The sequence below is a fragment of the Puia sp. P3 genome, from assembly GCF_050632245.1.
Classification (GTDB): Bacteria; Bacteroidota; Bacteroidia; order Chitinophagales; family Chitinophagaceae; genus Puia.
In genome coordinates this window covers 4,891,648-4,912,159 of the sequence record NZ_CP192583.1, presented here as the reverse complement: position 1 = coordinate 4,912,159, position 20,512 = coordinate 4,891,648, and the positions used below count along the sequence as shown (strand labels likewise).

Genomic DNA, 20,512 nt, shown 5'->3' with positions numbered 1-20,512 from the left:
TTACTTAACTCATCAAGGACTAGGGGAAAGTACCTAAAATTGGGGTTTGAGAGTGATCAAGGCACTGGAATGCGGAGGCGGCGGCCAATATTCGGAGCTTCCATGTGCTGCGGCCGATACCACAAAGTCAGATAGATCGGGTGGTGGAAGGGCCGAAGTTTCCGCAGAATGCCGGATATTAGTGTAAAAAAGGAATGAAGCATTTTATAATCGGTGTTTCGGGAGACCGGCGTCTTGTCCTTGTGGGGGTAATGGCTCTGATATTTTCTTTATCCGGACGGGGGCAGGGGGCCGGCTTTCATCAGTGGGCGCCCGTTCCGCCGATGGGCTGGAACAGTTGGGACTGTTATGGTCCTACTGTGACGGAGGCGGAGGTGAAGGCGAATGCGGACTATATGGCCGCTCATCTGAAGCCTTTTGGATGGAATTATATTATCGTGGATATCCGGTGGTATGTGAATAATGACAAGGCGCATGGGTATAATGAATCCAATGCGGAGTTCAATATCGATGAATATGGGCGGTATCTGCCGTCGGTGGTACGTTTTCCCTCGGCGGCGGATGGGAAGGGTTTCAGGCCGCTGGCGGACTATATGCATGCAAAGGGGTTGAAGCTGGGGGTGCACGTGATGAGGGGTGTGCCGGTGATCGCGGTCAAGCGGGCTTTGCCTGTATATGGTTCGGCGGTGACGGCGCGTGATATTTACAGTGAGCAGGGGCAGTGTGACTGGCTGCACGATAATTATACGGTGGATGCGACGAAGGAGGGGGCTCAGGCGTATTACAATTCTTTGTTCAAATTGTTTGCGTCGTGGGGTTTGGATTTTGTGAAGGTGGACGATCTGACGCAGCCTTATCATGGGGAGGAGCTGGCGATGATACGGAAGGCGATCGATGGGTGCGGGCGGGCTATTGTGCTGAGTACGTCGCCGGGGGAGACGCCGGTGGATCAGGCGAAAGATGTGCAGGCTAAGGCGAATATGTGGAGGACGGTGGGGGATTTTTGGGATAGCTGGAAGCAGCTGAAGGAGCATTTTACAGTTTTTGAGCGGTGGAATGGGTGGCGGGCTGCGGGGGCTTATCCGGATGGGGATATGTTGCCGTTGGGGCGGATCGGGATACGGGCGGAGCGGGGTGATCCGCGGATGACTAAGTTTACGAGGGATGAGCAGTATACGCTGATGACGCTGTGGGCGATCTTCCGGAGTCCGATGTTCTTTGGGGGTGATCTGCCCGCTAATGATTCCTTTACGCTGTCGTTACTTACGAATAAGGCGGTGATGAATGTGTTGAAGTATAGTGTGAACAATCGTCAGTTGTATCATTCGGATGATCTGGTGGCGTGGGTAGCCGATGTTCCGAAGTCGGGGGATAAGTACCTCGCGGTGTTCAATACGAGGGATGTCCCTGGGGCGGATTCGGTGGGGGTTGGTGTTGTTGGCGGTGTTGTTGGTGGAGGTGTTGTTGCCGGGGGTGGGAATGTTTCGGCCCCGGGGTTGCCGGTGCCGGTGAAGTTGAGTGAGATTGGATTTGATGCGGGTTGCAGGGTGGTAGATCTGTGGACGGGTAAGCGGCTGGGGAGGTTCTCGGGTAGTTTTGCGCCGTTGATCCGTTGGCATGGGGCGGGGTTGTATCGGCTTTCGGCGCGCGGGGAGCATCTTTGAGTAGAATGTTTATCGGGTGTTAGGGTATTCCTCTAAGAAATGGGCAAATTGAACGTTTGGGGGTACATGGTCGCTGATTATTTTGCGTTGTTTGTAGAATAATTATTAAGCATGACCCGCAAATTTTATGGCTTCCGGCTAGCGGCTATGGTATGCCTGCGGATGACCGTAGCTGTATGCATCTTATCCGCGATGAGTGTAGAGGGTTTTGCCCAGTATCCCACGTCCTGTACGGGTGTAGGCCAGCGGGCTAATAGCAATGGCGGTGCCGCTAGTTGTCCCAACGTTAGCGGGACTGCGTATGCTGCGAATTTTACGGGGACTTCCTATGCTACGGTGCCGGTGACGGCGAAGACCGGAAATTTTCAGTTGAGTTATACGGGTTCGAATGCGGCTATGTCGCCGTTTGCTATCACGAGGGTGTGGCTGACATCGGGAACGACGACAATACAGAGTGTTTCGTTTGGGCCGGCGGCTGTGCCGACGGTGAGTGCGGGGAATACGCTGGTCAACTATTGTTTTTACGGCTCTAATCTGCCTACGGCGGGGACGTTGTCGATGGAGATGACGAATCCGGAGACGGGGGTGGTGTGGGGGATCTGTTCGTATGATGCTTCCTGTAACTCGAACTGTGTGGTGGTATCGAATCCGGCGGCGTTGCCGGTGCATTTTGCTTCTTTTACGGCGACTGCGGGAGAGGATGGGGTGGTGTTGAAGTGGGTGACGGCGCAGGAGGAGAACAATAAAGGATTTGTGATCGAGCGGAGGGGTGTGGATGGGGAGTTTGCGGAGATAGGGTATGTGGGGTCGGCGAATGTGGGGGGAATAGTGTGTCGGGGACAGTTTATGGGTTTGTGGATAGGGGTGTGGGGAATGTGGAGCGGGTGGCATACCGGGTGAGGCAGGAGGATTTGGATGGGAAGTATGAATATAGTTCGACGGTGGTGGTGAATGTTGTTTCGTCGGGTGTTCGTGTTTGTGCAGCCGCGGGGAAGGTGAATGTGGTGTTGCCCTCTCAGGGGTTTGAGCGTTGTTCGGTGGTGGTATATGATGGGCAGGGGAGGGTGTTGAGGAAGTTGTTTGTTTCGCAGGGGGGGACGATGGCGATTGATGGGTTGCCGGGGAGGAGTGTTTGTTATGTGACGGTGAGTTCGGGAGGAGGGGATGTTAGGGTGAGGAGGGCGGTTTGGGTGGATTGACGGGTGGCCGCCGGGGGTGTGGGGTGACGGCCGCGGGTGTGGTGGCTGGAGTGTGACGGCGGGGTGTGGCCGCCGCGGATGTATGGCGGCGGGGCGTGGCCGCCGATGTGTGGCGGCGGTTCACGTGGTTATTTGGTTTTTTTGATGAAGGATTTTGATAGTTTGTCTTTTCTGAGTTTGCGATCGACTTCTTTTTCTGATCGTTCTGCTTCTTTTTTCTTTGGTGAGTGTTTCGGATGATTGTGATTGGACCAGTGTGATGAGGGTGTTCACCATCTTTTCTATTTTATCCAGTCTTTTGTCGACGGTTTTGTCGAGCTTGGTGTCCAGGCGGAGGAGGTCTGTGGATATGCTCTGTTGGGTTTTGGAAAGCTGGGCGAGTGCGTCTTCGAGGACGGTTATGCGATTTTCCAGGTCGGTATCTTCGGTGGAGGGGCTGATGGTTTTGTTATCGAAATCGTTTGAATGGAGTTGTTGCCAGCGCCGGCCGAGTTCGAAGCCGAATGTGCCGTAGAATCTTTTCAGGAATGAGTCGGTGATGGGGATGAGGCCCTGGGCGCAGGCTTCGAAGCGTGGTCCGGACATTCGCATCTTTTTGGCAATGTCGTCGTTGCTGAGACCGAGGAGGGCTTTGTCGGCCTGGAATCTGTCGATGCGGTCTTTTGTGGCGGACATGGTAAAAAGTTGTTGGAAATGCGGGAATGTGTTCTGAAATAAATATATTTGTGGTCTAATAAGACCGCAGTGTGATCGGCGTCCTTGCTGATGCGCTCCTGTCATGGGTTTGCCACCTGCCATGCGTTGTTCGCGATTTATGGGGTGCCCACAGTGGGGGCAATAGTTATATTTTGCCATAGATTCCTTATTTACTCATTAAATAAGGCTGGAACAGTGGGACACTTTTATTGGTATGCGGCCTAATTAGACCTCTAAGGTACATAGGATTTTCAATTTCCAAGAACTTTTCTATAATTTTTTATAACTATGGCGCAGCGCGCGGATGGCGAAAGTCTGAGTAGGTTTCTGCAGGACAGAGAGTTACTACCCTATAATGATGCTGAGATAGCCAGGGGGATGGGGATGGACAGGTCCAACTTCAGTAGTTATGTGAATGGGCATTTGCCGATAACGAAGTCATTTCTGCGACGGTTCTATTCTGCGTTTGGTGAGGAGTTGCAGGGGATCCGGGAGAAGAAGAGGGGGATTTTGAGGACAAGGGAGTGGGAGAGAGGCTGGAGGCGGTAGAGGGAGGGCTTCGGGTGGTCGAGGAGGGGTTGAGGAAGGATGGGGTGAGGCTGGGGGAATTGGAGGAGAGGGTGGAGAGGGATTATGATCCGAGGCTTGGGGCAGTGGAGGAGCGGTTGAATTGGTTGATCGGGGAGTTTATGAAGGTGAGGGGGTAGGGATTACCGGGTGTGATTCGGGGTGTGGGAACGGTTCACGTTGGGAGGGGGTAAAATAAAAAAAGCCCTGGGGTTGATCCAGGGCTCCAGCAGGTAGTTCATGGTTACTGCACATCAAGCAGATGTATATCAAAAATCAGGATGGAAGAAGCCGGGATTGTTACGTTGCCCGCGGAAATGGCTGTTGAACCATATCCTAAGGACGGCGGAATATATAATTTAATACTTCCGCCTTTTTTATCAGGGGTACGCCCTGTTGCCAGCCATCGATAAGGTTAGACAATTGTGTGGCATAGCTTGTCTGTTGGTCAAATACAGTTCCGTTCGTAAGCGTCCCGCTGTAGGCCACCGTTATCGGTGTACATTCGCCGGGTGTCGGACCTGTTCCATTCTCTCCGTTATCTATCTTATAGTAGAAACCTCTTTGGTGTAAAACGGCCTGGACGCCAAGGGAATCGAGGTATTTCTTTACCGCTGCCTGTTCAGATGCCGGTGCCACAAGTCCGTCGTCGACATAGTCACATTTTTTCTTTGAGCACGAACCTAAACAAAAGAAAATCAACACTAAGCACCAGAGTAAAGTCCTCATCCCTATTTTTTACGCAAATATAGTCCCCGATAAATTAGACAACTGGTGTTTTGGAATTGCTGCAAGAGAATTAAAAAAAGTTGGTTTTTTTTAATTTCTTCTATTTTTCCGGGTGAAAAAGACCGCGGGGAGGGTGCGGGGAGATTGCCGGAAACCGGGATAAGGCGGAAGGAAGGTGGGTGGACCAGGGGTTAGGCGGCGGGAGGAGGTGGATCAAGGGTTAGGTGGCGGGAGGTGGGGGACAGGAAGGAAGGCGTCAGGGAGGTGGGAGGACCGGGGAAGGTGCCGGGGAGGTTTGGAAGGGAGTCAGGGCAGGTTTGTCGGGGATGAGTTGGGGGGATTGGGGTTGGTGGGATCCTGGGGAGTGGAAGTGGTGGCGTTGGTGGGGTTAGCGGATTCGGGGGAGTTGACGGGAAGGTGGGACTCCGGGGAGTTGACGGGAAGGTGGGACTCCGGGGAGTTGACGGGAAGGTGGGTTTCGGCTGTGTCGGTGGGGGTAGGGGTGAGGTTGGCGGCGGACTTTTTGGACTCGTGGTCTTCGCGGGCGAGGAGCTCGAGGTAGCGTTGTTCGTATTGTTCCCATTTCCAGCGTTGGTAGAAGATGGCGCTGAAGGCGACGATCAGCAGGAGGGCCACAAAGAGGACCATCGGGTTGAAGTTGGAGCTGTTGGCTTCCATTTCGGCGCGTTTATACCAGCCGGAGGTGAGGCTAATGACGGTGGGTATTACGATCAGAAGGCCGATGGGGATGCCGACGAGAAACTGGCGGAAGACCTTTTTTGTTTGATGCGGTTGGCTTCCCAGTAATTAATGAATGCTGCTTCTTCCTTGCTCAACATGGCCCAAAGGTAGTCCGTGCGGATAACAAATTTTCATTTCCAATGTTTTACGAAGAAGTTTTTTTACCTTAGCCTTACTCAAATATCCTTTGGTTTGAAACTACCACAACTACTCTCGCAATTTTTGTATCAGACGAAAAAGCTGGATCTGCCCGGGATCGGAAGTTTTCAATTGGACCCAAGCGCGGTTATACCGCAGGAGTCGGACCGGATGGGGCATGTGCCGGCTGCGGGTATTACTTTCAAAAACGCAAATATTGCTGTTGCCGATGAGGCGCTTGTCCTTTTCATCAAGGAGCATACGGGTAAGATGAAGTCGCTGGCTTCGGCGGACCTGGATTTTTACCTTACTACCGGTAAGCAGCTGCTGAATATCGGCAAGCCCTTTCATCTGGAGGGGATCGGTACGCTGTTGAAGAACAAGGACGGCCGGCTGGACTTTACGCCGGGGGAATATGTGGTCGCCCGACTGGACGACCTGAGCCCTGAGCGGAAGGCTGTCAGTATTGAAGAATCAACGGGAAGAGCTGCCGAGCCCGCCAGCGGTGGCGGTTCGAGCCGTCAGGTGTTGTTGCTGCTCGGACTGGTGGCGGGACTTGTCGTGATCGGCTGGGGAGGTTACTATCTTTATAAGCGAAATAACATCATAGAACCTACGGCGGAGAACAAGGCAACTATTTTGCCGGATACGAGCGCCGCAAGGCGGTCCGCCGATAGTGTTGTCTCATCGGCGACGCGGACGGATAGTCCTGCCGTGGCGAAGGCTGTGGATACGCCGGTTACGCATGGTGTAGTGCCAGCGGCGCCTGCCGCGGGTGCGGCGTCTACTGCCGTGGTGGCGCCCCCTGCGGCGGTACCGAATCTGAGCGTGCCGGTGCCGGGAGAGGGACAGAGTCTGTACAGATTTGTAATCCTGCAGACTGGCAATAAGAACAGGGCGCTCCGGCGGTATAATCAGCTGCTGGGCTACCAGCTGAATATTCATATGGACGAGAAGGACTCTTCCTATTTCAAGCTATATTTCCCTATCGCAGCGGGGATACGGGACACGACCCATATCAAGGACTCACTGGCCGACGTGTATGCGGCGCAGGTGAGCATCGAAAAGTAATCACGATCTTATCATCGATATGCGACCTGATTCCTCTTATTGGATCAAACAGCTCCAGCTGACGGAGCATGTAGAGGGCGGTTCTTTCCGGGAGGTTTACCGGTCGGAACTGACGATTCCCCGCAGTAGTCTGCCAGCTTTTCTTTCAGGGGGACCGCAGCGCCTGTACAAGTATTTATTTTTTATTGGCCCGGGGACAGTTCTCGGCGTTTCACCGCATTGCGGCGGATGAGCTATGGCATTTCTATTATGGCGACCCGCTGGTGGTCTATGAGATCAGCCATAGTGGGCGGTTGGTCACGCATCGTCTTGGGGCTGACCCCGCGAAGGGGGAGAGTTTTCAGACCGTTGTGAAGGCCGGGAGTTGGTTCGCGTCGGAGCCGGCGCAGGGGAGCGAGTATGGGTTGGTGGGGTGTACGGTGGCACCGGGGTTCGATTTTGCTGATTTTGAGCTGGCGGAGAGGGAGGGGTTGGTGCAGCAGTATCCGGAGCATGGAGAGTTGATCCGGCGGTTGACGCGGGTTTGAAGGGGGCGGGTGACGCGTGGCGGTCCCGGGGTGGATGGTTCACGCGGGGTTGGGGGTGTAGTGATGGTTCACCCGGATCTGGGTGGATCGGTGGTTCACGCGGGATGGTTGGGACGGGGGCCGTTCAGTTAGTGATAGATGGTTCCTTCTTTCATTACGAGTTGCACTTTTCTAATTTGATGGATATTGGCGGAGGGGTCGCCTTCGACGGCGATAATGTCGGCCCGGAGGCCTTGTTTGATGCGGCCAGTGTGCGAGCTGATCCGGAAGACGTCGGCGTTGACGGAAGTGGCGGAGCGGAGGACGTCTAAGGGTTTCATCCCATACTCGACCATGTCTTCCATTTCGCGTGCGTTGTCTCCATGGGTGAAAACCCCTACGTCGCCCCCCATACAAATGGTGACGCCTGAAGCCAGTGCCTGGCGGAAGTTTTCCTTTTCTGGGAGATATTATGAGGTTCGGGGTCGATGCCTTTGCGCCAGCCGTGGTACTGAGCGATTGCGTCTCCGGCGCCCAGGGTCGGGCAGAGCGCGATGCCTTTGGCTTTCATCGTGGCGAAGAGTTCGGGGGTGCCGCCTTCGCCGTGTTCGATGGTAGCGACGCCGGCTTCGATGGCTCTTCGCATGCCTTCGGTGGTAGACGAGTGTACGGCGACGTATCTGCCGGCGCTGGCAGCCAGCTTCGACGGCCTTTTTCAGTTCGTCAACCGTGAATGTGGGGGCTGCTTTTCCGTCGATGCCCCAGCGGTAATCGACGTAGATCTTGATGAGGTCGGCGCCCTTGCCGATCTGGGTCCGGATCTCTTTGGTGAGGCCTTCGGCGCCATCGGCTTCGGCGGCGCCGTGTGGGGATTCGTAGTCGTAGCTGAGTTCTTTGGGGCCGTAGCTGCCGGTCGCGACGATGGCGCGGGTTGCGGCGAGGATATGGGGGCCGGGGACGACGCCTTTTTCAATCGCCTGTTTCAGGCCGATGTCGTCGTACATGCAGCCTTCTGTTCCCAGGTCGCGGGTGGTCGTAAAGCCTGCCATCAGGGTGGCGCGGGCGTGGACGACGGCGCGGGCGGTGCGTTCGGCGCGGGATTCTTTGAGGACCTGGTCGTTCCAGGGGACTTCGTTATAGGGATGGAGGAAGAGATGGCTGTGTCCTTCGATGAGACCAGGGAGGAGGGTTGTTCCTTTGAGGTCGAGGGTTATGGTGTTGGGGGGAGTCTTTATGGAGCTGGCGGGACCGGCTTGTTCGATGGTCTTGCCGTGGACGAGGACTGACCAGCCTTCGTGCATTTGCTCGCCGTCGAAGACGCGGTCGGGGCGGAGTAAATAAATAGTGTCTGACCCGGAAGAGGGGGTGGGTTGCTGACGACCTGAGTGGGGGTCTGACTGGGCGGATACGGCAAAGGCTCCCTTCAACAGGAGCGCTGTTAGGACAACGGTTTTTAGCATGTGACTCGTTTAAAAGAATTAAATATAATAATTGCGGTGTATTTTTGCGGGATATTTTTAGCAAATGGCAGAAGATCTGGTGCTAGTCGAAGGAAGCAGAAAGGAGCGCTATAGCTCGCTCCTGCCGCAGATAAAGGCCCTTGTAGAGGGGAAACGGACACGGTGGCCAACCTCGCCAATGTCTCGGCTGCGCTGAGGGAGCAGTTTGGCTGGTTATGGGTTGGATTTTATCTGGTCAGGAACGGCGAACTTGTTGTAGGACCTTTTCAGGGTCCCATAGCCTGTACGCGAATCCGTAAAGGGAAGGGAGTTTGTGGTACCAGCTGGGCCGAGGCCCGGACCCTGATCGTGCCCGATGTGGAGGCTTTTCCGGGGCATATTGCCTGTAGCAGCCTGTCGCGTTCGGAGATCGTGGTGCCGATCATTCGTGACGGGGAGGTGTTGGGGGTGTTGGATGTGGACAGCGTTGAGCTGGGTGCGTTTGACGAGGAGGATCAGCGTTGGCTGGAGGAGGTAGTCGGGGCCATACCCTTTTAACAACCTGCGTATAATAATTTTACGGGATGCCCGTTAGTTACTCAAATTCAATTTTTTTACTATTAAAGTTATGTTCAAGAAAATCGCTAGTGCTAGCCTGGGTTTGTTATGTATTGCAACGAGCGTCGTAGCTCAGAATCCGTCTGAGAAGGTTCCACCGCCTTCGGTGATCATGGGTCGCAAGGAAGTTCCCATTCTGTGTTACCACCAGATAAGGGACTGGAAGGCGACGGACTCGAAAGTTTCAAAAGACTATATCATGCCCCCGGCCGACCTGAAGGCTGAGTTGAAGATGCTGCACGACAGCGGCTATCATACGATCCTGCCGGATCAGCTGTATGCTTACCTGACGAAGGGCGCGGCATTGCCGAGCAAGCCGATCATGCTGACTTTCGACGACACCGACGAGGACCAGTATTCGGTCGCGTGGCCGGAGATGAAGAAATATGGTTTCAAAGGCGTTTTCTTCATTATGACCGTTAGCCTGGGGCGGGTGCCGCACTATATGACGAAAGATCAGGTGAAAGAACTCTATAACGCCGGTAATGTGATCGGCAGCCACACCGGGACCACCACAGTGTGAAGAAATATCAGGGACAGGACTGGGTGACGCAGATCGAGAAGCCGACGAAGCAGCTGGAGGCTATTACGGGTGGGCCTATCCGGTATTTCGCGTTTCCGTTTGGGCTGTGGAACCGGCAGGCGCTGCCTGAGTTGAGGAAGAGGGGCTTTATTGCCGCGTTTCAGCTGGCTGATAAGATGGATCCGACGGATCCGCTGATGACGGTGAGGAGAATTATTGTTGGGGGTGGATGGAGTTTGAAGACGTTTAGTAATGCAATTAACAGAGATTTCCATTAATAGAGAATGGTTTGATAGGGACCGGCTGCTGGCGCAGCCGGTTTTTTATTTTTGGCTGGGCGACTAGCGTTGGCTTAGCCAGTCGCGGAACCAGTAGCCGGAGCTTTTGATGGTGCGGAGCTGGGTTTCGAAGTCGACGTGGATGAGGCCGAAGCGGGCCTTGTAGCCTTCGGCCCATTCGAAATTATCCATGAGGGTCCAGGCGAAGTAGCCTTTAATGTTGACCCCTTCTTTTTTGGCGCGGAGAACTGCCAGCAGGTATTCCTGGTAGTAGTCGATGCGTCGCTGGTCGTTGACGGAGCCATCGACCATTTCGTCGCGGAATGCGGCGCCGCCTTCGGTGACGATGATCTCCTTGACGCCGCCGTAAAGCCAGAATCTTTTCAGCAGACGATAGAAGCTGTCGCCGTTGATCTCCCAGCCCATGTCGGTGCGGCGTGCTTTGCGGGTAGCGGCTTTTACTTCGGAGGCCTGTACGATGGGGATGAGCGGGTTGTGGCGGATGACGAGCGGGAAGTAGTTTTGAATGCCGATGAAATCGAAATTGAACTGCATGCGCTCGGTATATTTCCAGCTACGATTGTGGAGTTCGAGTCGTTCGAGGAATTTGAAGTCTTCGCGGGGGTAGCCGCGGCCGAGGGCCGGTTCGATGAAGAGCCGGTTCATCAGGATATCCATGCGTTTGGCGGCCTGGATGTCTTCGGGGAATTGGTATAGGGGACGATCTCGGAGCAGGAGAAGCTGGTACCGATGTGGGCGTGCGGTACTTTTTCTCTAATGATCCGTCCGCCTTCGGCACTGGGCCAGTGCGGCGTGGTGGATGGCGGGCAGGAAGTTGGAGAGTCCCATTCTGCCGGGGGCGTGGCGGCCGAGCATGTAGCCGAGGCTGGTGAAGCCGAAGGGTTCGTTGAGTACGATCCAGTCTTTGACCTTATCCCCGTATTCTTCCGCGCAGAAGGTGGCGAAGCGGGTAAACCATTTGAGCATGAGGTGGCTGGTCCAGCCGCCTTCTTTTTCGAGTGTGACGGGGAGGTCCCAGTGATAGAGGGTGACGTAGGGGGTGAGGCCGAGTTTGAGGCATTCGTCGATGACGCGGTGGTAGAAGGCGACGCCTTCCTTGTTGACGCGGCCGATGCCTTCGGGGAGGATGCGGGCCCGAGGAGAGGGAGAAGCGGAATACGGAGAATCCGAGGGCTTTGGCGAGGAGGATATCGTCTTTGTAGCGATGATAGAAGTCGCAGGCGACGGTGGGGCGGCCGCCTCCTTTGATCTTGCCACTGGCGGCGGGAGAAGTTGTCCCAGATGGATGGGGCTTTGCCGTAGGCGTTGGAGGCTCCTTCGTTCTGTGCGGCGGCCATGGCCACTCCCCATTGAAAGTCATCACCGAATTCCACTGGCTATGAGTTTGTGCAGGTTTTGAACCACCGGGCGAGATTTGTTTTTGTGACGCAAAATTTGGGTTTATCTATGTTACGGCAAGGTTACCTTATGGTTATGTTTTTGGCCGGAGAGGGCCGCGGTTGAAGGGGGAGGGGTGGTTCACGCGGGGTGGGGATGGTCGCGTGGTTCACGCATGGTTCGCGTCGCGTGGGGGTGGTCGTGCGGTTCACGAATGGTTCACGTCGGGTGGGGGTGGTCGTGCGGTTCACGAATGGTTCACGTCGGGTGGGGGTGGATGTATGGGACGGGAGAGCGTTACAGGGAGGAGGGAAGGGGAAAGTTGTCGTCGGGGCCGATCCATTGGGTGGAGAGGTTGCGGCGGAACACGGTAAGCTGGCGTTTGGCGTACTGACGGGTGTTGGTCTTGATGTTGGTGACGGCGGCGTCCGGGGTGCATTTGCCGTCGAGGTATTGGAAGAGTTCGCGATAGCCGACGGTCTGGAGTGCGTTGTGGTCACGGTAGGGGAGGAGGTTTTTGACCTCTTCGAGCAGGCCGTCCTTCATCATCTGGTCGACGCGGTGGTGAATGCGTTCGTGGAGTTGTTCTTTGGGTAGTTGGATACCGATGGTTTGAATATTGAATGGCCGGGGTTTGGGATCCCGGCTGCGGAAAGAGAGGATAGACTGCCCCGTTGTGAGCCTGACTTCGAGGGCGCGCATGAGGCGCTGGGGATTGAGGATCTCTCCTTTTTCGTAGAAGCCGGGGTCGTATTTTTTTATCTCTTCCTGCAGCCAGCCGATGCCACTGGAGCTCGTACTGCTGCTGGATGTGGAAGCGGATGGTTTCATCGGCGGGGGGATATTGTCCAGGCCTTCGGTGAAGGCCTTATATATAGTCCGGTGCCGCCGACCATGACGACCGAGGGGCTGTTTTGAAGATCTCTTCGGTCCATTGCAGGAGCCAGCCGTTCGAAGACGGCGGCGTTGACCTCTTCCTGAATGGAGTGTGAGTCGATGAAATAGTGGTGGACCGCGCTTAGCTCACGGGGTGAGGGTTTGGCGACACCGATATTGAGTTCGCGGAAGCACTGGCGGGAGTCGGCGGATATGATCTTTGTGTTGAGCTGTTGCGCGAGCCGGATGGCGGCCGCGGTTTTTCCAACGGCAGTGGGTCCGACGATGACAAAGACGGTCACAGTTCTTCTTCTCCTCCTCCTTCCTCGCCGTTTTCCTCTTCTTCCTGGTCGGTCTCGCCTTCTTCGCCTTCCTCGCCAAATCCTTCGGTACCTTTTGTCAGGTCGTATTTTTCTTCAATCTCGGTGAGTTTGTCGCCGACGATACCCTTGGTGCCGTACTGAGAGGGGGGATGCCTTCGGACTTGATGACTGCGGGGTATTCGAGCTTGCCGCCTTCTTCTTTGGAGACGTTGATCAGCTCAACGAGGAAGCTCCAGTTCTTGACGAAGTCGTATACGTAGATAAATTTCTGGTTTGGATCGAATATCTCTGAGCCGATGTTGGTCTCGGCCATCAGCAATGGCGGCACTTTGTAAGGTTTGTCGTATTTCTCGAGCGAGATCTCTCTGCCCCTCTGCCAGTTGTCGTTGCTGCGGTAGAAAGTTGCCTGGTGCTTACTGTCGAATTCGTAAGCTTTCAGGATAATCTGGTGCAGTTGAACGAAAGTCTGCGTGTGCCGAACTGCTACATCCCTGTAAATGCTATCGTCTTCCTCAAAATATACCCGGAATTTCAATATCGCCATGACTAATATGCAATTTAGCTCACAAGATACATAAATTCATTAATTCTACTAATCGATGGATTTCGTGGTTATTTGGCCGGTGAGAGGTTGAGCTCTTTGGCTTTGTTCATCATGAACTCGTATGCAGCGTCGTAGCTGTTTGGGATGATGCCGTCGAGGATGGCCTCGCGAATGGCGTTTTTGAGCTCACCGACGGTGCGTCCTGGGGGCAGGCCGAATATTTCCATGATCATTTCACCGGTGATGGGTGGCTGCCAGTTGCGGATCTTGTCTTTTTCCTCGACCTCTTTGAGTCGCTGGCGGACGAGTTCGAAATTTTCGAGGAACCTTTTTACTTTTTGTTTGTTTTTGGACGTGATGTCGGCTTCGCATAGGGTCATGAGCGAGTCGATGTCGTCGCCGGCGTCGAAGAGCAGGCGGCGGATGGCCGAGTCCGTGATATTCTCTTTTGTGAGGCTGATTGGTCTCAGATGGTATTCGACCATCTTGCGGACGAAGCGCATTTTTTCGTTGAGGGGCAGCTTGAGTTTCGTAAAAATCTTCGGGACCATTCGTCCTCCCACCACCTCGTGACCGTGGAAGGTCCAGCCGTGGTCTTTTTCAAATTTCTTTGTAGCGGGTTTACCGATGTCGTGGAGGATGGCGGCCCAGCGCAGCCAGAGGTCTGGTGTATTTGGGCTGATGTTATCGAGAACCTGGAGCGTGTGATAGAAATTATCCTTGTGTCCCATGCCGTCGATATATTCGGCGCCGGCGAGGTCGACCATCAGGGGGAAGATGATCTTCAGGATCCCGGTGCGGTAGAGCAGGTCGAAGCCGATGGATGGTTTGGGTGCGAGGATGATCTTGTTCATCTCGTCGGTGATCCTTTCCTGGGAGATGATCTTTATTCTGCCTGCGTCTTGGGCGATAGCCGTTAGCGTCGCGTCTTCGATGGTGAAGTTCAGCTGGGTGGCGAAGCGGATGGCGCGCATCATGCGGAGTGGATCGTCGCTGAATGTTTTGAGGGGATCGAGCGGGGTTTTTATGCGCTTTTCCCTGAGGTCGCTGAGGCCGTTGAAGGGGTCGATGAGTTTGCCGTAGTCCTGGGTATTGAGGCTGATGGCCATGGCGTTGATGGTGAAATCGCGGCGCAGCTCGGTCGTCCTCGAGGGTGCCGGGGGCGACTTCGGGGTTACGGGATTCGGCGCGGTAGCTTTCTTTGCGGGCTCCGACGAATTCGATCTCCCAGTCGTTCCATTTTATCTGGGCGGTGCCGAAGTTCTTGAAGAAGGCGACGGTGGGCCGGGGATGGAGGAGTTCGGCGACGCGGTGAGCCAGAACGATGCCGTCGCCTACGGTGACGATGTCGGCGTCTTTGGTGGGGCGGCCGATCAGCTTGTCGCGGACGAATCCGCCGATGAGGTAGGCGGGTTGCCGGAGTGTCGCTGCTGCCTGGGCGATCTTTTTGAATACGAACAGTTCGCGTTCTGTTACATTAATGTCCATCGGGACGCGAAGTTATTAAAGTTTGCAGCAATTGCGATTCTTCAATTTTTTTGGCGCAGTTGAAGTGGCCTTTGGGGCAGGCTTTGTAGCCGTGGAGGCCGCAGGGGCGGCAGTCGAGGGGTTGTTGTATTTCGACGATGTTGGAGTTGTCGGAGAGGGGCCCGAAGCCGAAGCCGGGGATGGTGGAGCAGTATACGGCGGTGACGGGGGCGTTGACGGAGCTGGCGAAGTGCATGGGGGCGGAGTCGTTGACGTAATTCATGGCGGCGGAGCGCATGAGGGCGGCGGACTGCAGGAAGCTGAGTTGGCCGGTGAGGTCGGTGATTTTCGTTCCGGCGAGGTTTGGGGCGGATGGTGAGGTGGTTGACTGGTCCACAATGAATTGGGCCAGCGGTTTATCGGAAGGGGCGCCGAGGAGGGTAGATATGGTAGTTGGCGGGGACTTCCTTTATGAATGCCACCCATTTTTCTTTCGGGTATTGTTTGGTAAACCAGACGGAGGCGGGAGAGATGGTGATATAAGGGGTTTGGGTTTTGTAGGGCTGGACCTTTGCCTCGTCCTCTTGGGTGGGATAGAGGCGGGGTCTGGCCGGTTTTGTGTCGGTAAACTCTTTTATGAGGTGTTGGTTGCGGTCGATCTCGTGGAGGGGCGTGGAGCCGCCTACTATATGGGGGATGCTTTTGGTGAAGAAGCGGCTTAGCGGATTTTTGTCGAAGCCGATGGTTTCTTTTGCGCCGGAGAAGGCGGTGAGGAGGCCGGTGGCTGCGAAGCGCTGGACGTTGATGACTTTGTCGTAGTGTTTTTTGCGGATGAGGCGGCCCATTCGCCAGAGGTTTCTGAGTTTGCCTTCTTTTTTATCCCATACGAGGACTTCGTTGAGCCAGGGATGGCCGGCGAGGAGGGCTTCGTTGCCTTTTCTCAGGAGGAAGTCGATTTGGGCGTCGGGGTAGAACTGGTGTAATTTTTCAATGATCGCGGTAGCGAGGACGACGTCGCCGATGAAGGCGGTTTGTATTACGAGGAATTTTGGCACGGGGCAAAACTACAGATTTTTGCAGGACGGATAGGCAGGAGACGGGTACCCTGATTTAGGGCCATTTTGAAGAGCGAATGACGGAAGGTTAGGCGCGGATGACGGTGATGGTGCCGTCTGTGTTGTATCTGACGATGGCGGAGGGTTCTTTGGGGGTTTTCGTCGTCGCGGCGGTGGTGGACCGTGTAGTCGACGCCGGTGAGGATGCGGGTATCGATCTGTTTGTAGAAGGAGGGGAGGGGTCGCCGGAGATGTTGGCGGAGGTGGAGACGATGGGTTTGCGGAAGCGTTTGATGAGGTGTTTGCAGAAGGGGTCGTCGACGAGGCGGATGGCGATGGTGCCGTCGGCGTTGATGAGGTTGTCGGCGAGGCCTATGGCGCCTTCGTAGATGACGGTGGTGGGTTTGGTTGTTGTCTGGAGGTAGTCGAAGACGCGGAGATCGGGCTGGCTGGTATATTTTAGTATATCGCGTTCGTCGGCCATGAGGACGATGAGGCTTTTGGTGGCGACCCGTTGTTTGAGGTCATAGACTTTGCTACGGCGGAGGGGTTGGTGGCGTCGCAGCCGATGCCCCAGATGGTGTCTGTCGGATAGAGGATGAGGCCGCCTGATTGGAGGGTAGCGAGGGCTTGTTCTATGTCTTTTTCGAAGTCCATGACGTAAAGTAACGTATGTTTGCGGAAAATTCAGCAATGGAATTGAAACAACTGATCGCGGAAGCCTGGGGGAACCGGGAGTTATTGAAAGACGCTAAGTATGCGGATGCCGTGCGGGCCGTGATCGAAGAGGTGGACAAGGGCAGACTGCGCGTAGCATCGCCCTCGGAAAGCGGATGGCAGGTGAACGAGTGGGTGAAGCAGGCGATCCTGCTGTATTTCGGGATCCAGCCCATGCAGACCTGGGATCTCGCTCCCTTCGAATTTTATGATAAGATGCTGCTGAAGAAGAATTATAAAGATCAGGGTGTACGTGCAGTGCCTCATGCGGTGGCCCGCTATGGCGCCTATCTCGCGAAGAATGTGGTGCTGATGCCGAGCTATGTCAATATCGGCGCATATGTGGACGAGGGAACGATGGTCGACACCTGGGCGACTGTAGGGAGTTGTGCGCAGATCGGTAAAGGCGTTCACCTCAGCGGCGGGGTGGGAATTGGCGGGGTGCTCGAACCTTTGCAGGCTTCGCCTGTAGTTATTGAGGACGGTGCGTTCCTTGGCAGCCGCAGTATCGTGGTAGAAGGCGTCATCGTGGAGAAGGAAGCGGTGTTGGGCGCGAATGTGGTGCTGACGCAGTCCACCAAGATCATCGATGTCAGCGGGTCCGAACCGAAAGAATATAAGGGCCGGGTGCCGGCGAGAAGCGTGGTGATCCCCGGAAGTTATCTGAAGAAGTTCCCCGCGGGCGAATATAATGTCAGCTGTGCCCTGATCATCGGGCAGCGAAAGCCGAGTACAGACCTGAAGACGAGTCTGAATGACGCACTAAGAGACTTTAACGTATCTATCTAATAAAATCGTAAAGCCTCCCTGATCGGAGGCTTTTTTCTTATGTCCGGTAGACTATTGAAGGGATTTCTGATCTCGTTGACGGGTGCCATCCTTTTTTCGACGAAGGCGATCCTGGTGAAGCTGGCTTTCCGTGAGACGCATACGGATGCCCTGACCCTGCTGACGCTGAGGATGCTGTTGTCGCTGCCATTCTACGTGGCGGCGGCCTTCTGGGGCTCGCGGAGGGAGGGGAATGTGCGGATGACCCGGTCGCAGTGGGGATGGGTGATCGCGCTGGGGATCCTGGGATATTATTTGAGTAGTTTTTTGACTTTGTGGGGCTTCAGTATATATCCGCGGGTTTGGAGCGACTGATCCTATTTTTATACCCTTCCTTTTCGGTGCTGATCAATAGTGTTGCTTTCAAGCAGCGTCTGAGCAAGGCGCAGGTGTGGGCGCTCGCTCTGACGTACGTAGGTATCGGGATCGCCTATTTTGGAGAGCTTCGGATCGACACGGGGAATCCGAATTTTTTCATGGGCAGTTTTTTTGTGTTCCTGTGTTCTATCACCTACGCCTGTTATCTGTCGGGTACGGGTAGGATGGTGCCGGTGCTAGGGCCAGCGAAGTTCACGAGCTATAGCATGTTGTCGGCTACGACGGCGATCCTCCTGCATTTTTTATCCGGGAGGCCGCGGGTCGTGAGCCGTCGCTGCCCGTAGGGCAGGGGAGCGGGGCGTTGTGGGGGTATGGAATGATGCTGGCGGTGATCGCGACGGTGCTTCCGTCCTTTATGTTGTCGGCGGGAATGAAAAGGATAGGTGCGAATAATGCGGCGATCGTGACGAGCGTGGGGCCGGTGTCGACGATATTACAGGCGCATTTCTTTTTGGGTGAGGCGATCTTTGCCGAGCAGCTGATCGGAACTGCGCTGGTGATCGTGGGTGTTTTGCTGATCGGCTGGAGGGGAGGAAAGAAAGAGGCGGAGGTGGAAGTTACGGAGGGGGGAAAGGTGGAGGCCGGATAATTTTTTTTCCGTTTTTTGATTGGGGAGCTGATCTTTTCGTATATTTGCACCCCCGAACGAATTATAACTGCTTGTTGTGGTGAGGTTTAATCGGGAGGAGGCCCAGGTGGCGAAATTGGTAGACGCACTGTTTTCAGGTAGCAGCGCCGTAAGGTGTGCTGGTTCGAATCCAGTCCTGGGCACAACGACCCCTCAGCTTTGCTGAGGGGTTTTTTCGTTTGGTAGCGGCGCGAGCTTGCTCGCGTAAGCGGACAAATGAAAAACAAACGCGCCGCAGGCGCGTGGGGGTCGTTGGGTACGCCCCTCGCAGGAGTATCTGGATCTGTTGAACTAATCCAGTCCTGGGCGCTTTTTAAAGCGTTGTAATTCAATTAATTACAGCGCTTTTTTCTTTTATCCACTTTATATATTATTCCTTTTCAACGTCTTATTGCACCGCAAGAATTGCACACGACCAGAACGCCTCAGGACACACGTTTTGGTTCATTTTTATTAAAAAATGGACGTCAAAATAACGCCGAGATTATCACGAAATAAACAAAGGGTATACTATACCGTTAGCTGTGGGAGCGGGCCCAGGTACTTCAAATTATTTTTCAAGGTTTAAAAAAGCGTTTTCTCTCATTTCAGGGTGCTTTTCCTTTAACAATGAGAGGCAAAATCGTTGATTTTGAGAGGAAAGGACATGCATATGGAGCTAAGTGCAAGAAAAAGGCGGATACTGCATTGGATAATAGAAAACCCGGAAGCCGGGATTGCCGACATATTGCAACATTTGCCCGATCAACCACCGGTTTCTACAGTCGCATACCTTCTACGTACAACTTCCCGGGCCGGCTTCCGGTTTTTTGCCGGGGATATGACAGTTGCTTCATTTGGACGACAGATCCGGAGGGCTTCGTTACATACTGCAACTCCGGGAAATACAGATAACACGTAGGGAAGATTGGTCATTGTTACGGTATACGGGGCAGAGTACTTTTACGAAAATTTAGAAACTACACGAATTTTTATGAAACAGCTTATTACAACGCTTCTATTGTCGGCCGTCTTCACATACGGGGTGTCGGCGCAATCATCGGACACCAGGAAAAAGCAATACAACCTGGATAAATCCGGACTCGCGATCGACGGCTACGACCCGGTAGCCTATTTTACTTTGGGTAAGGCAGTAGATGGAAAGAAAGATATTACCCTGGACTATCAGGGGGTCACTTACAGGTTCGCTACTACCGCCGATCGGGACGCATTCAAGGCAAGCCCTGCGAAGTATGAACCCCAATACGGGGGTTGGTGTGCTTATGCCATGGGTTCAAGCGGCGACAAGGTGGAGATCGATCCCGGCACGTTCAAGATAGTAGACGGCAAATTATACCTTTTTTATAACAAGTTTTTCAATAATACGCTAAAGACCTGGAACAAGGACGAGATGCATCTGAAGGCAAATGCCGACAAGAACTGGATGAAATTAAAGGACAAACCCTAAAATTATATCATGGCTGTGCAAAAAAGAAGCGTCATGTTGTGGATATTGCGTATACTGGCGGCCCTTATCATGCTGCAAACGCTATTCTATAAGTTTTCCGGGGCGGAAGAATCCATTTACATTTTTTCAAAGCTCGGGATCGAGCCCTGGGGGCGGATCGCCACCGGGATAGGAGAACTGATCGCGTCGGTGCTTATTCTTATTCCCGCGACTACTGTATTTGGAGCAATCCTGGGCACCGGGCTGATGAGCGGAGCGATATTCTTCCACCTGACCAGGTTGGGTATAGTCGTAAAAGATGACTCAGGTCAGCTGTTCGTATATGCGGTATTGGTCTTTGGCAGCTGCGTGATACTCGCCTGGGTGGGCAGGTGGCAGGTGTTCAATTTATTTAAAAAGCAAAAAAACCGCTTTGTCGACAGAGTTCGGGGATCTGGATTGTAAGATACAGACCAATTTCCACCGCCGGAAAGCCGGAAGTATTTCGACTACTTTATTGCCAACCTGGGTATGATGCCGAACCGTTACGCAGTGCTGGCTTATTCCGAGACCGGCATTTCTACCTACGCGCAGTTGCAGAAAAGGAAGCGTATATTGAACCGGAGGGAATCTGAACTTGTGGGCCTTGTGGTTTCGGCAGTGCATGACCCGATCTGCTCGACGTAGCAATGGCCATTGCAAA

24 protein-coding genes, 1 tRNA gene and 7 pseudogenes are annotated in these 20,512 nt (G+C 54.3%); 18 read left to right on the top strand and 14 right to left on the bottom strand.

Going from position 1 to position 20,512, the window contains the following annotated elements; translation table 11 throughout:
• The first annotated feature begins 194 nt into the window (after positions 1-194).
• The 3 genes from ACQ86N_RS30640 (at position 195) to ACQ86N_RS30630 (ending at position 2,863) form a co-directional block, all read left to right on the top strand.
• Entirely contained in the window at positions 195-1,664 is a 1,470-nt protein-coding gene (locus tag ACQ86N_RS30640; protein ID WP_431210357.1) for an alpha-galactosidase, read from the top strand.
• A gap of 111 nt (positions 1,665-1,775) precedes the next feature.
• Positions 1,776-2,564 (top strand): hypothetical protein, encoded by a 789-nt coding sequence (locus tag ACQ86N_RS30635; RefSeq protein WP_431210356.1) that lies wholly within the window; start codon positions 1,776-1,778, stop codon positions 2,562-2,564.
• Entirely contained in the window at positions 2,540-2,863 is a 324-nt protein-coding gene (locus ACQ86N_RS30630; protein ID WP_431210355.1) for a hypothetical protein, read from the top strand. The genes ACQ86N_RS30635 and ACQ86N_RS30630 overlap by 25 nt, the downstream gene beginning before the upstream one ends.
• Before the next feature lie 120 nt (positions 2,864-2,983).
• Here ACQ86N_RS30630 and ACQ86N_RS30625 read toward each other — a convergent pair whose 3' ends face one another.
• Positions 2,984-3,538, bottom strand: coding sequence for a hypothetical protein (locus tag ACQ86N_RS30625; protein ID WP_431210354.1), 555 nt, complete (start codon positions 3,536-3,538; stop codon positions 2,984-2,986).
• Between the two features lie 309 nt (positions 3,539-3,847).
• Here ACQ86N_RS30625 and ACQ86N_RS30620 point away from each other — a divergent pair, with 309 nt between their 5' ends.
• Together ACQ86N_RS30620 and ACQ86N_RS30615 are read left to right on the top strand one after the other, a co-directional pair.
• Positions 3,848-4,108: a hypothetical protein gene (locus tag ACQ86N_RS30620; protein ID WP_431210353.1), complete on the top strand. Its 261-nt coding sequence runs from the start codon at positions 3,848-3,850 to the stop codon at positions 4,106-4,108.
• Positions 4,084-4,266, top strand: a complete 183-nt coding sequence (locus ACQ86N_RS30615; RefSeq protein ID WP_431210352.1) for a hypothetical protein — start codon at positions 4,084-4,086, stop codon at positions 4,264-4,266. Before ACQ86N_RS30620 ends, ACQ86N_RS30615 begins: the two co-directional genes overlap by 25 nt.
• A 104-nt stretch (positions 4,267-4,370) precedes the next feature.
• On the opposite strand, the pseudogene ACQ86N_RS30610 reads toward ACQ86N_RS30615, so the two are convergent.
• Both ACQ86N_RS30610 and ACQ86N_RS30605 read right to left on the bottom strand, forming a co-directional pair.
• Positions 4,371-4,855: pseudogene (locus ACQ86N_RS30610) on the bottom strand (FKBP-type peptidyl-prolyl cis-trans isomerase).
• 306 nt (positions 4,856-5,161) lie between these two features.
• Positions 5,162-5,533, bottom strand: coding sequence for a hypothetical protein (locus ACQ86N_RS30605; protein ID WP_431210351.1), 372 nt, complete (start codon positions 5,531-5,533; stop codon positions 5,162-5,164).
• A gap of 285 nt (positions 5,534-5,818) precedes the next feature.
• On the opposite strand from ACQ86N_RS30605, the gene ACQ86N_RS30600 reads away from it, so the two are divergent.
• Genes ACQ86N_RS30600 through ACQ86N_RS30590 form a run of 3 tightly spaced genes read left to right on the top strand, consistent with a single transcriptional unit; the run spans position 5,819 to position 7,332 of the window.
• The gene (locus ACQ86N_RS30600; protein ID WP_431210350.1) at positions 5,819-6,805 is read left to right on the top strand and encodes a hypothetical protein; all 987 of its coding nucleotides are present in this window, start codon (positions 5,819-5,821) and stop codon (positions 6,803-6,805) included.
• Positions 6,806-6,824: 19 nt separating this feature from the next.
• Positions 6,825-7,037: a cupin domain-containing protein gene (locus ACQ86N_RS30595; protein WP_431210349.1), complete on the top strand. Its 213-nt coding sequence runs from the start codon at positions 6,825-6,827 to the stop codon at positions 7,035-7,037.
• Entirely contained in the window at positions 6,991-7,332 is a 342-nt protein-coding gene (locus tag ACQ86N_RS30590; RefSeq protein ID WP_431210348.1) for a cupin domain-containing protein, read from the top strand. Before ACQ86N_RS30595 ends, ACQ86N_RS30590 begins: the two co-directional genes overlap by 47 nt.
• Before the next feature lie 128 nt (positions 7,333-7,460).
• Here the strand turns inward: ACQ86N_RS30590 and ACQ86N_RS30585 are convergent.
• Positions 7,461-7,754: pseudogene (locus ACQ86N_RS30585) on the bottom strand (amidohydrolase family protein); the annotation flags it as partial.
• Positions 7,755-7,781: 27 nt separating this feature from the next.
• Positions 7,782-8,771, bottom strand: a complete 990-nt coding sequence (locus tag ACQ86N_RS30580; RefSeq protein WP_431210347.1) for an amidohydrolase family protein — start codon at positions 8,769-8,771, stop codon at positions 7,782-7,784.
• A gap of 162 nt (positions 8,772-8,933) precedes the next feature.
• On the opposite strand from ACQ86N_RS30580, the gene ACQ86N_RS30575 reads away from it, so the two are divergent.
• The 3 genes from ACQ86N_RS30575 to ACQ86N_RS30565 all read left to right on the top strand — a co-directional run bounded on the left by ACQ86N_RS30575 (position 8,934) and on the right by ACQ86N_RS30565 (position 10,169).
• The gene (locus ACQ86N_RS30575) at positions 8,934-9,308 is read left to right on the top strand and encodes a GAF domain-containing protein (protein WP_431210346.1); all 375 of its coding nucleotides are present in this window, start codon (positions 8,934-8,936) and stop codon (positions 9,306-9,308) included.
• A gap of 70 nt (positions 9,309-9,378) precedes the next feature.
• Positions 9,379-9,891, top strand: a complete 513-nt coding sequence (locus ACQ86N_RS30570) for a polysaccharide deacetylase family protein (RefSeq protein ID WP_431210345.1) — start codon at positions 9,379-9,381, stop codon at positions 9,889-9,891.
• On the top strand, positions 9,888-10,169 hold the full coding sequence (locus tag ACQ86N_RS30565) for a polysaccharide deacetylase family protein (RefSeq protein ID WP_431210344.1): 282 nt from the start codon (positions 9,888-9,890) through the stop codon (positions 10,167-10,169). The genes ACQ86N_RS30570 and ACQ86N_RS30565 overlap by 4 nt, the downstream gene beginning before the upstream one ends.
• A 63-nt stretch (positions 10,170-10,232) precedes the next feature.
• On the opposite strand, the pseudogene ACQ86N_RS30560 reads toward ACQ86N_RS30565, so the two are convergent.
• The 9 genes and pseudogenes from ACQ86N_RS30560 to ACQ86N_RS30520 all read right to left on the bottom strand — a co-directional run bounded on the left by ACQ86N_RS30560 (position 10,233) and on the right by ACQ86N_RS30520 (position 16,489).
• Positions 10,233-11,303: pseudogene (locus ACQ86N_RS30560) on the bottom strand (glycoside hydrolase family 1 protein).
• 79 nt (positions 11,304-11,382) lie between these two features.
• A pseudogene (locus tag ACQ86N_RS30555) lies at positions 11,383-11,439 on the bottom strand (hypothetical protein); the annotation flags it as partial.
• Positions 11,440-11,864: 425 nt separating this feature from the next.
• A pseudogene (miaA, locus tag ACQ86N_RS30550) lies at positions 11,865-12,745 on the bottom strand (tRNA (adenosine(37)-N6)-dimethylallyltransferase MiaA).
• A gap of 97 nt (positions 12,746-12,842) precedes the next feature.
• Positions 12,843-13,310, bottom strand: coding sequence for an IS1096 element passenger TnpR family protein (locus ACQ86N_RS30545; RefSeq protein ID WP_431210343.1), 468 nt, complete (start codon positions 13,308-13,310; stop codon positions 12,843-12,845).
• A gap of 68 nt (positions 13,311-13,378) precedes the next feature.
• Entirely contained in the window at positions 13,379-14,419 is a 1,041-nt protein-coding gene (locus ACQ86N_RS30540; RefSeq protein ID WP_431210342.1) for a CCA tRNA nucleotidyltransferase, read from the bottom strand.
• A gap of 91 nt (positions 14,420-14,510) precedes the next feature.
• Positions 14,511-14,798: pseudogene (locus ACQ86N_RS30535) on the bottom strand (tRNA nucleotidyltransferase); the annotation flags it as partial.
• Positions 14,788-15,075: a glycosyltransferase family 9 protein gene (locus tag ACQ86N_RS30530; RefSeq protein ID WP_431217663.1), complete on the bottom strand. Its 288-nt coding sequence runs from the start codon at positions 15,073-15,075 to the stop codon at positions 14,788-14,790. The gene ACQ86N_RS30530 and the pseudogene ACQ86N_RS30535, both read right to left, overlap by 11 nt.
• 118 nt (positions 15,076-15,193) lie before the next feature.
• A complete protein-coding gene (locus tag ACQ86N_RS30525; protein ID WP_431210341.1) occupies positions 15,194-15,832 on the bottom strand; it encodes a glycosyltransferase family 9 protein in 639 nt (212 codons plus the stop codon).
• 88 nt (positions 15,833-15,920) lie between these two features.
• Positions 15,921-16,489: pseudogene (locus ACQ86N_RS30520) on the bottom strand (L-threonylcarbamoyladenylate synthase).
• Positions 16,490-16,525: 36 nt separating this feature from the next.
• Between ACQ86N_RS30520 and ACQ86N_RS30515 the strand changes: the two are divergent.
• The 7 genes from ACQ86N_RS30515 to ACQ86N_RS30485 all read left to right on the top strand — a co-directional run bounded on the left by ACQ86N_RS30515 (position 16,526) and on the right by ACQ86N_RS30485 (position 20,274).
• Positions 16,526-17,338, top strand: a complete 813-nt coding sequence (locus ACQ86N_RS30515) for a 2,3,4,5-tetrahydropyridine-2,6-dicarboxylate N-succinyltransferase (protein WP_431210340.1) — start codon at positions 16,526-16,528, stop codon at positions 17,336-17,338.
• 39 nt (positions 17,339-17,377) lie between these two features.
• Complete coding sequence (locus ACQ86N_RS30510) at positions 17,378-17,692, top strand: EamA family transporter (protein WP_431210339.1); 315 nt, start codon at positions 17,378-17,380, stop codon at positions 17,690-17,692.
• On the top strand, positions 17,680-18,039 hold the full coding sequence (locus ACQ86N_RS30505) for a hypothetical protein (protein ID WP_431210338.1): 360 nt from the start codon (positions 17,680-17,682) through the stop codon (positions 18,037-18,039). Before ACQ86N_RS30510 ends, ACQ86N_RS30505 begins: the two co-directional genes overlap by 13 nt.
• Positions 18,040-18,056: 17 nt before the next feature.
• On the top strand, positions 18,057-18,344 hold the full coding sequence (locus ACQ86N_RS30500) for an EamA family transporter (RefSeq protein ID WP_431210337.1): 288 nt from the start codon (positions 18,057-18,059) through the stop codon (positions 18,342-18,344).
• 100 nt (positions 18,345-18,444) lie between these two features.
• Positions 18,445-18,526: transfer RNA gene (locus ACQ86N_RS30495), tRNA-Leu, on the top strand.
• A gap of 830 nt (positions 18,527-19,356) precedes the next feature.
• The gene (locus tag ACQ86N_RS30490) at positions 19,357-19,830 is read left to right on the top strand and encodes a YHS domain-containing (seleno)protein (RefSeq protein ID WP_431210336.1); all 474 of its coding nucleotides are present in this window, start codon (positions 19,357-19,359) and stop codon (positions 19,828-19,830) included.
• A gap of 9 nt (positions 19,831-19,839) precedes the next feature.
• Positions 19,840-20,274 carry a DoxX family protein gene (locus ACQ86N_RS30485; protein ID WP_431210335.1) on the top strand — a complete coding sequence of 145 codons (435 nt, stop codon included), beginning with the start codon at positions 19,840-19,842 and terminating at the stop codon, positions 20,272-20,274.
• The last annotated feature ends 238 nt before the right edge of the window (positions 20,275-20,512 follow it).

Coding starts and splice junctions, on each gene's coding strand:
- ACQ86N_RS30640 (WP_431210357.1), top strand. CDS start 195: ATGAAGCATTTTATAATCGGTGTTTCGGGAGACCGGCGTCTTGTCCTT.
- ACQ86N_RS30635 (WP_431210356.1), top strand. CDS start 1,776: ATGACCCGCAAATTTTATGGCTTCCGGCTAGCGGCTATGGTATGCCTG.
- ACQ86N_RS30625 (WP_431210354.1), bottom strand. CDS start 3,538: ATGTCCGCCACAAAAGACCGCATCGACAGATTCCAGGCCGACAAAGCC.
- ACQ86N_RS30620 (WP_431210353.1), top strand. CDS start 3,848: ATGGCGCAGCGCGCGGATGGCGAAAGTCTGAGTAGGTTTCTGCAGGAC.
- ACQ86N_RS30605 (WP_431210351.1), bottom strand. CDS start 5,533: ATGGAAGCCAACAGCTCCAACTTCAACCCGATGGTCCTCTTTGTGGCC.
- ACQ86N_RS30595 (WP_431210349.1), top strand. CDS start 6,825: ATGCGACCTGATTCCTCTTATTGGATCAAACAGCTCCAGCTGACGGAG.
- ACQ86N_RS30580 (WP_431210347.1), bottom strand. CDS start 8,771: ATGCTAAAAACCGTTGTCCTAACAGCGCTCCTGTTGAAGGGAGCCTTT.
- ACQ86N_RS30570 (WP_431210345.1), top strand. CDS start 9,379: ATGTTCAAGAAAATCGCTAGTGCTAGCCTGGGTTTGTTATGTATTGCA.
- ACQ86N_RS30545 (WP_431210343.1), bottom strand. CDS start 13,310: ATGGCGATATTGAAATTCCGGGTATATTTTGAGGAAGACGATAGCATT.
- ACQ86N_RS30540 (WP_431210342.1), bottom strand. CDS start 14,419: ATGGCCATCAGCCTCAATACCCAGGACTACGGCAAACTCATCGACCCC.
- ACQ86N_RS30530 (WP_431217663.1), bottom strand. CDS start 15,075: ATGCGCTCCGCCGCCATGAATTACGTCAACGACTCCGCCCCCATGCAC.
- ACQ86N_RS30515 (WP_431210340.1), top strand. CDS start 16,526: ATGGAATTGAAACAACTGATCGCGGAAGCCTGGGGGAACCGGGAGTTA.
- ACQ86N_RS30510 (WP_431210339.1), top strand. CDS start 17,378: ATGTCCGGTAGACTATTGAAGGGATTTCTGATCTCGTTGACGGGTGCC.
- ACQ86N_RS30490 (WP_431210336.1), top strand. CDS start 19,357: ATGAAACAGCTTATTACAACGCTTCTATTGTCGGCCGTCTTCACATAC.
- ACQ86N_RS30485 (WP_431210335.1), top strand. CDS start 19,840: ATGGCTGTGCAAAAAAGAAGCGTCATGTTGTGGATATTGCGTATACTG.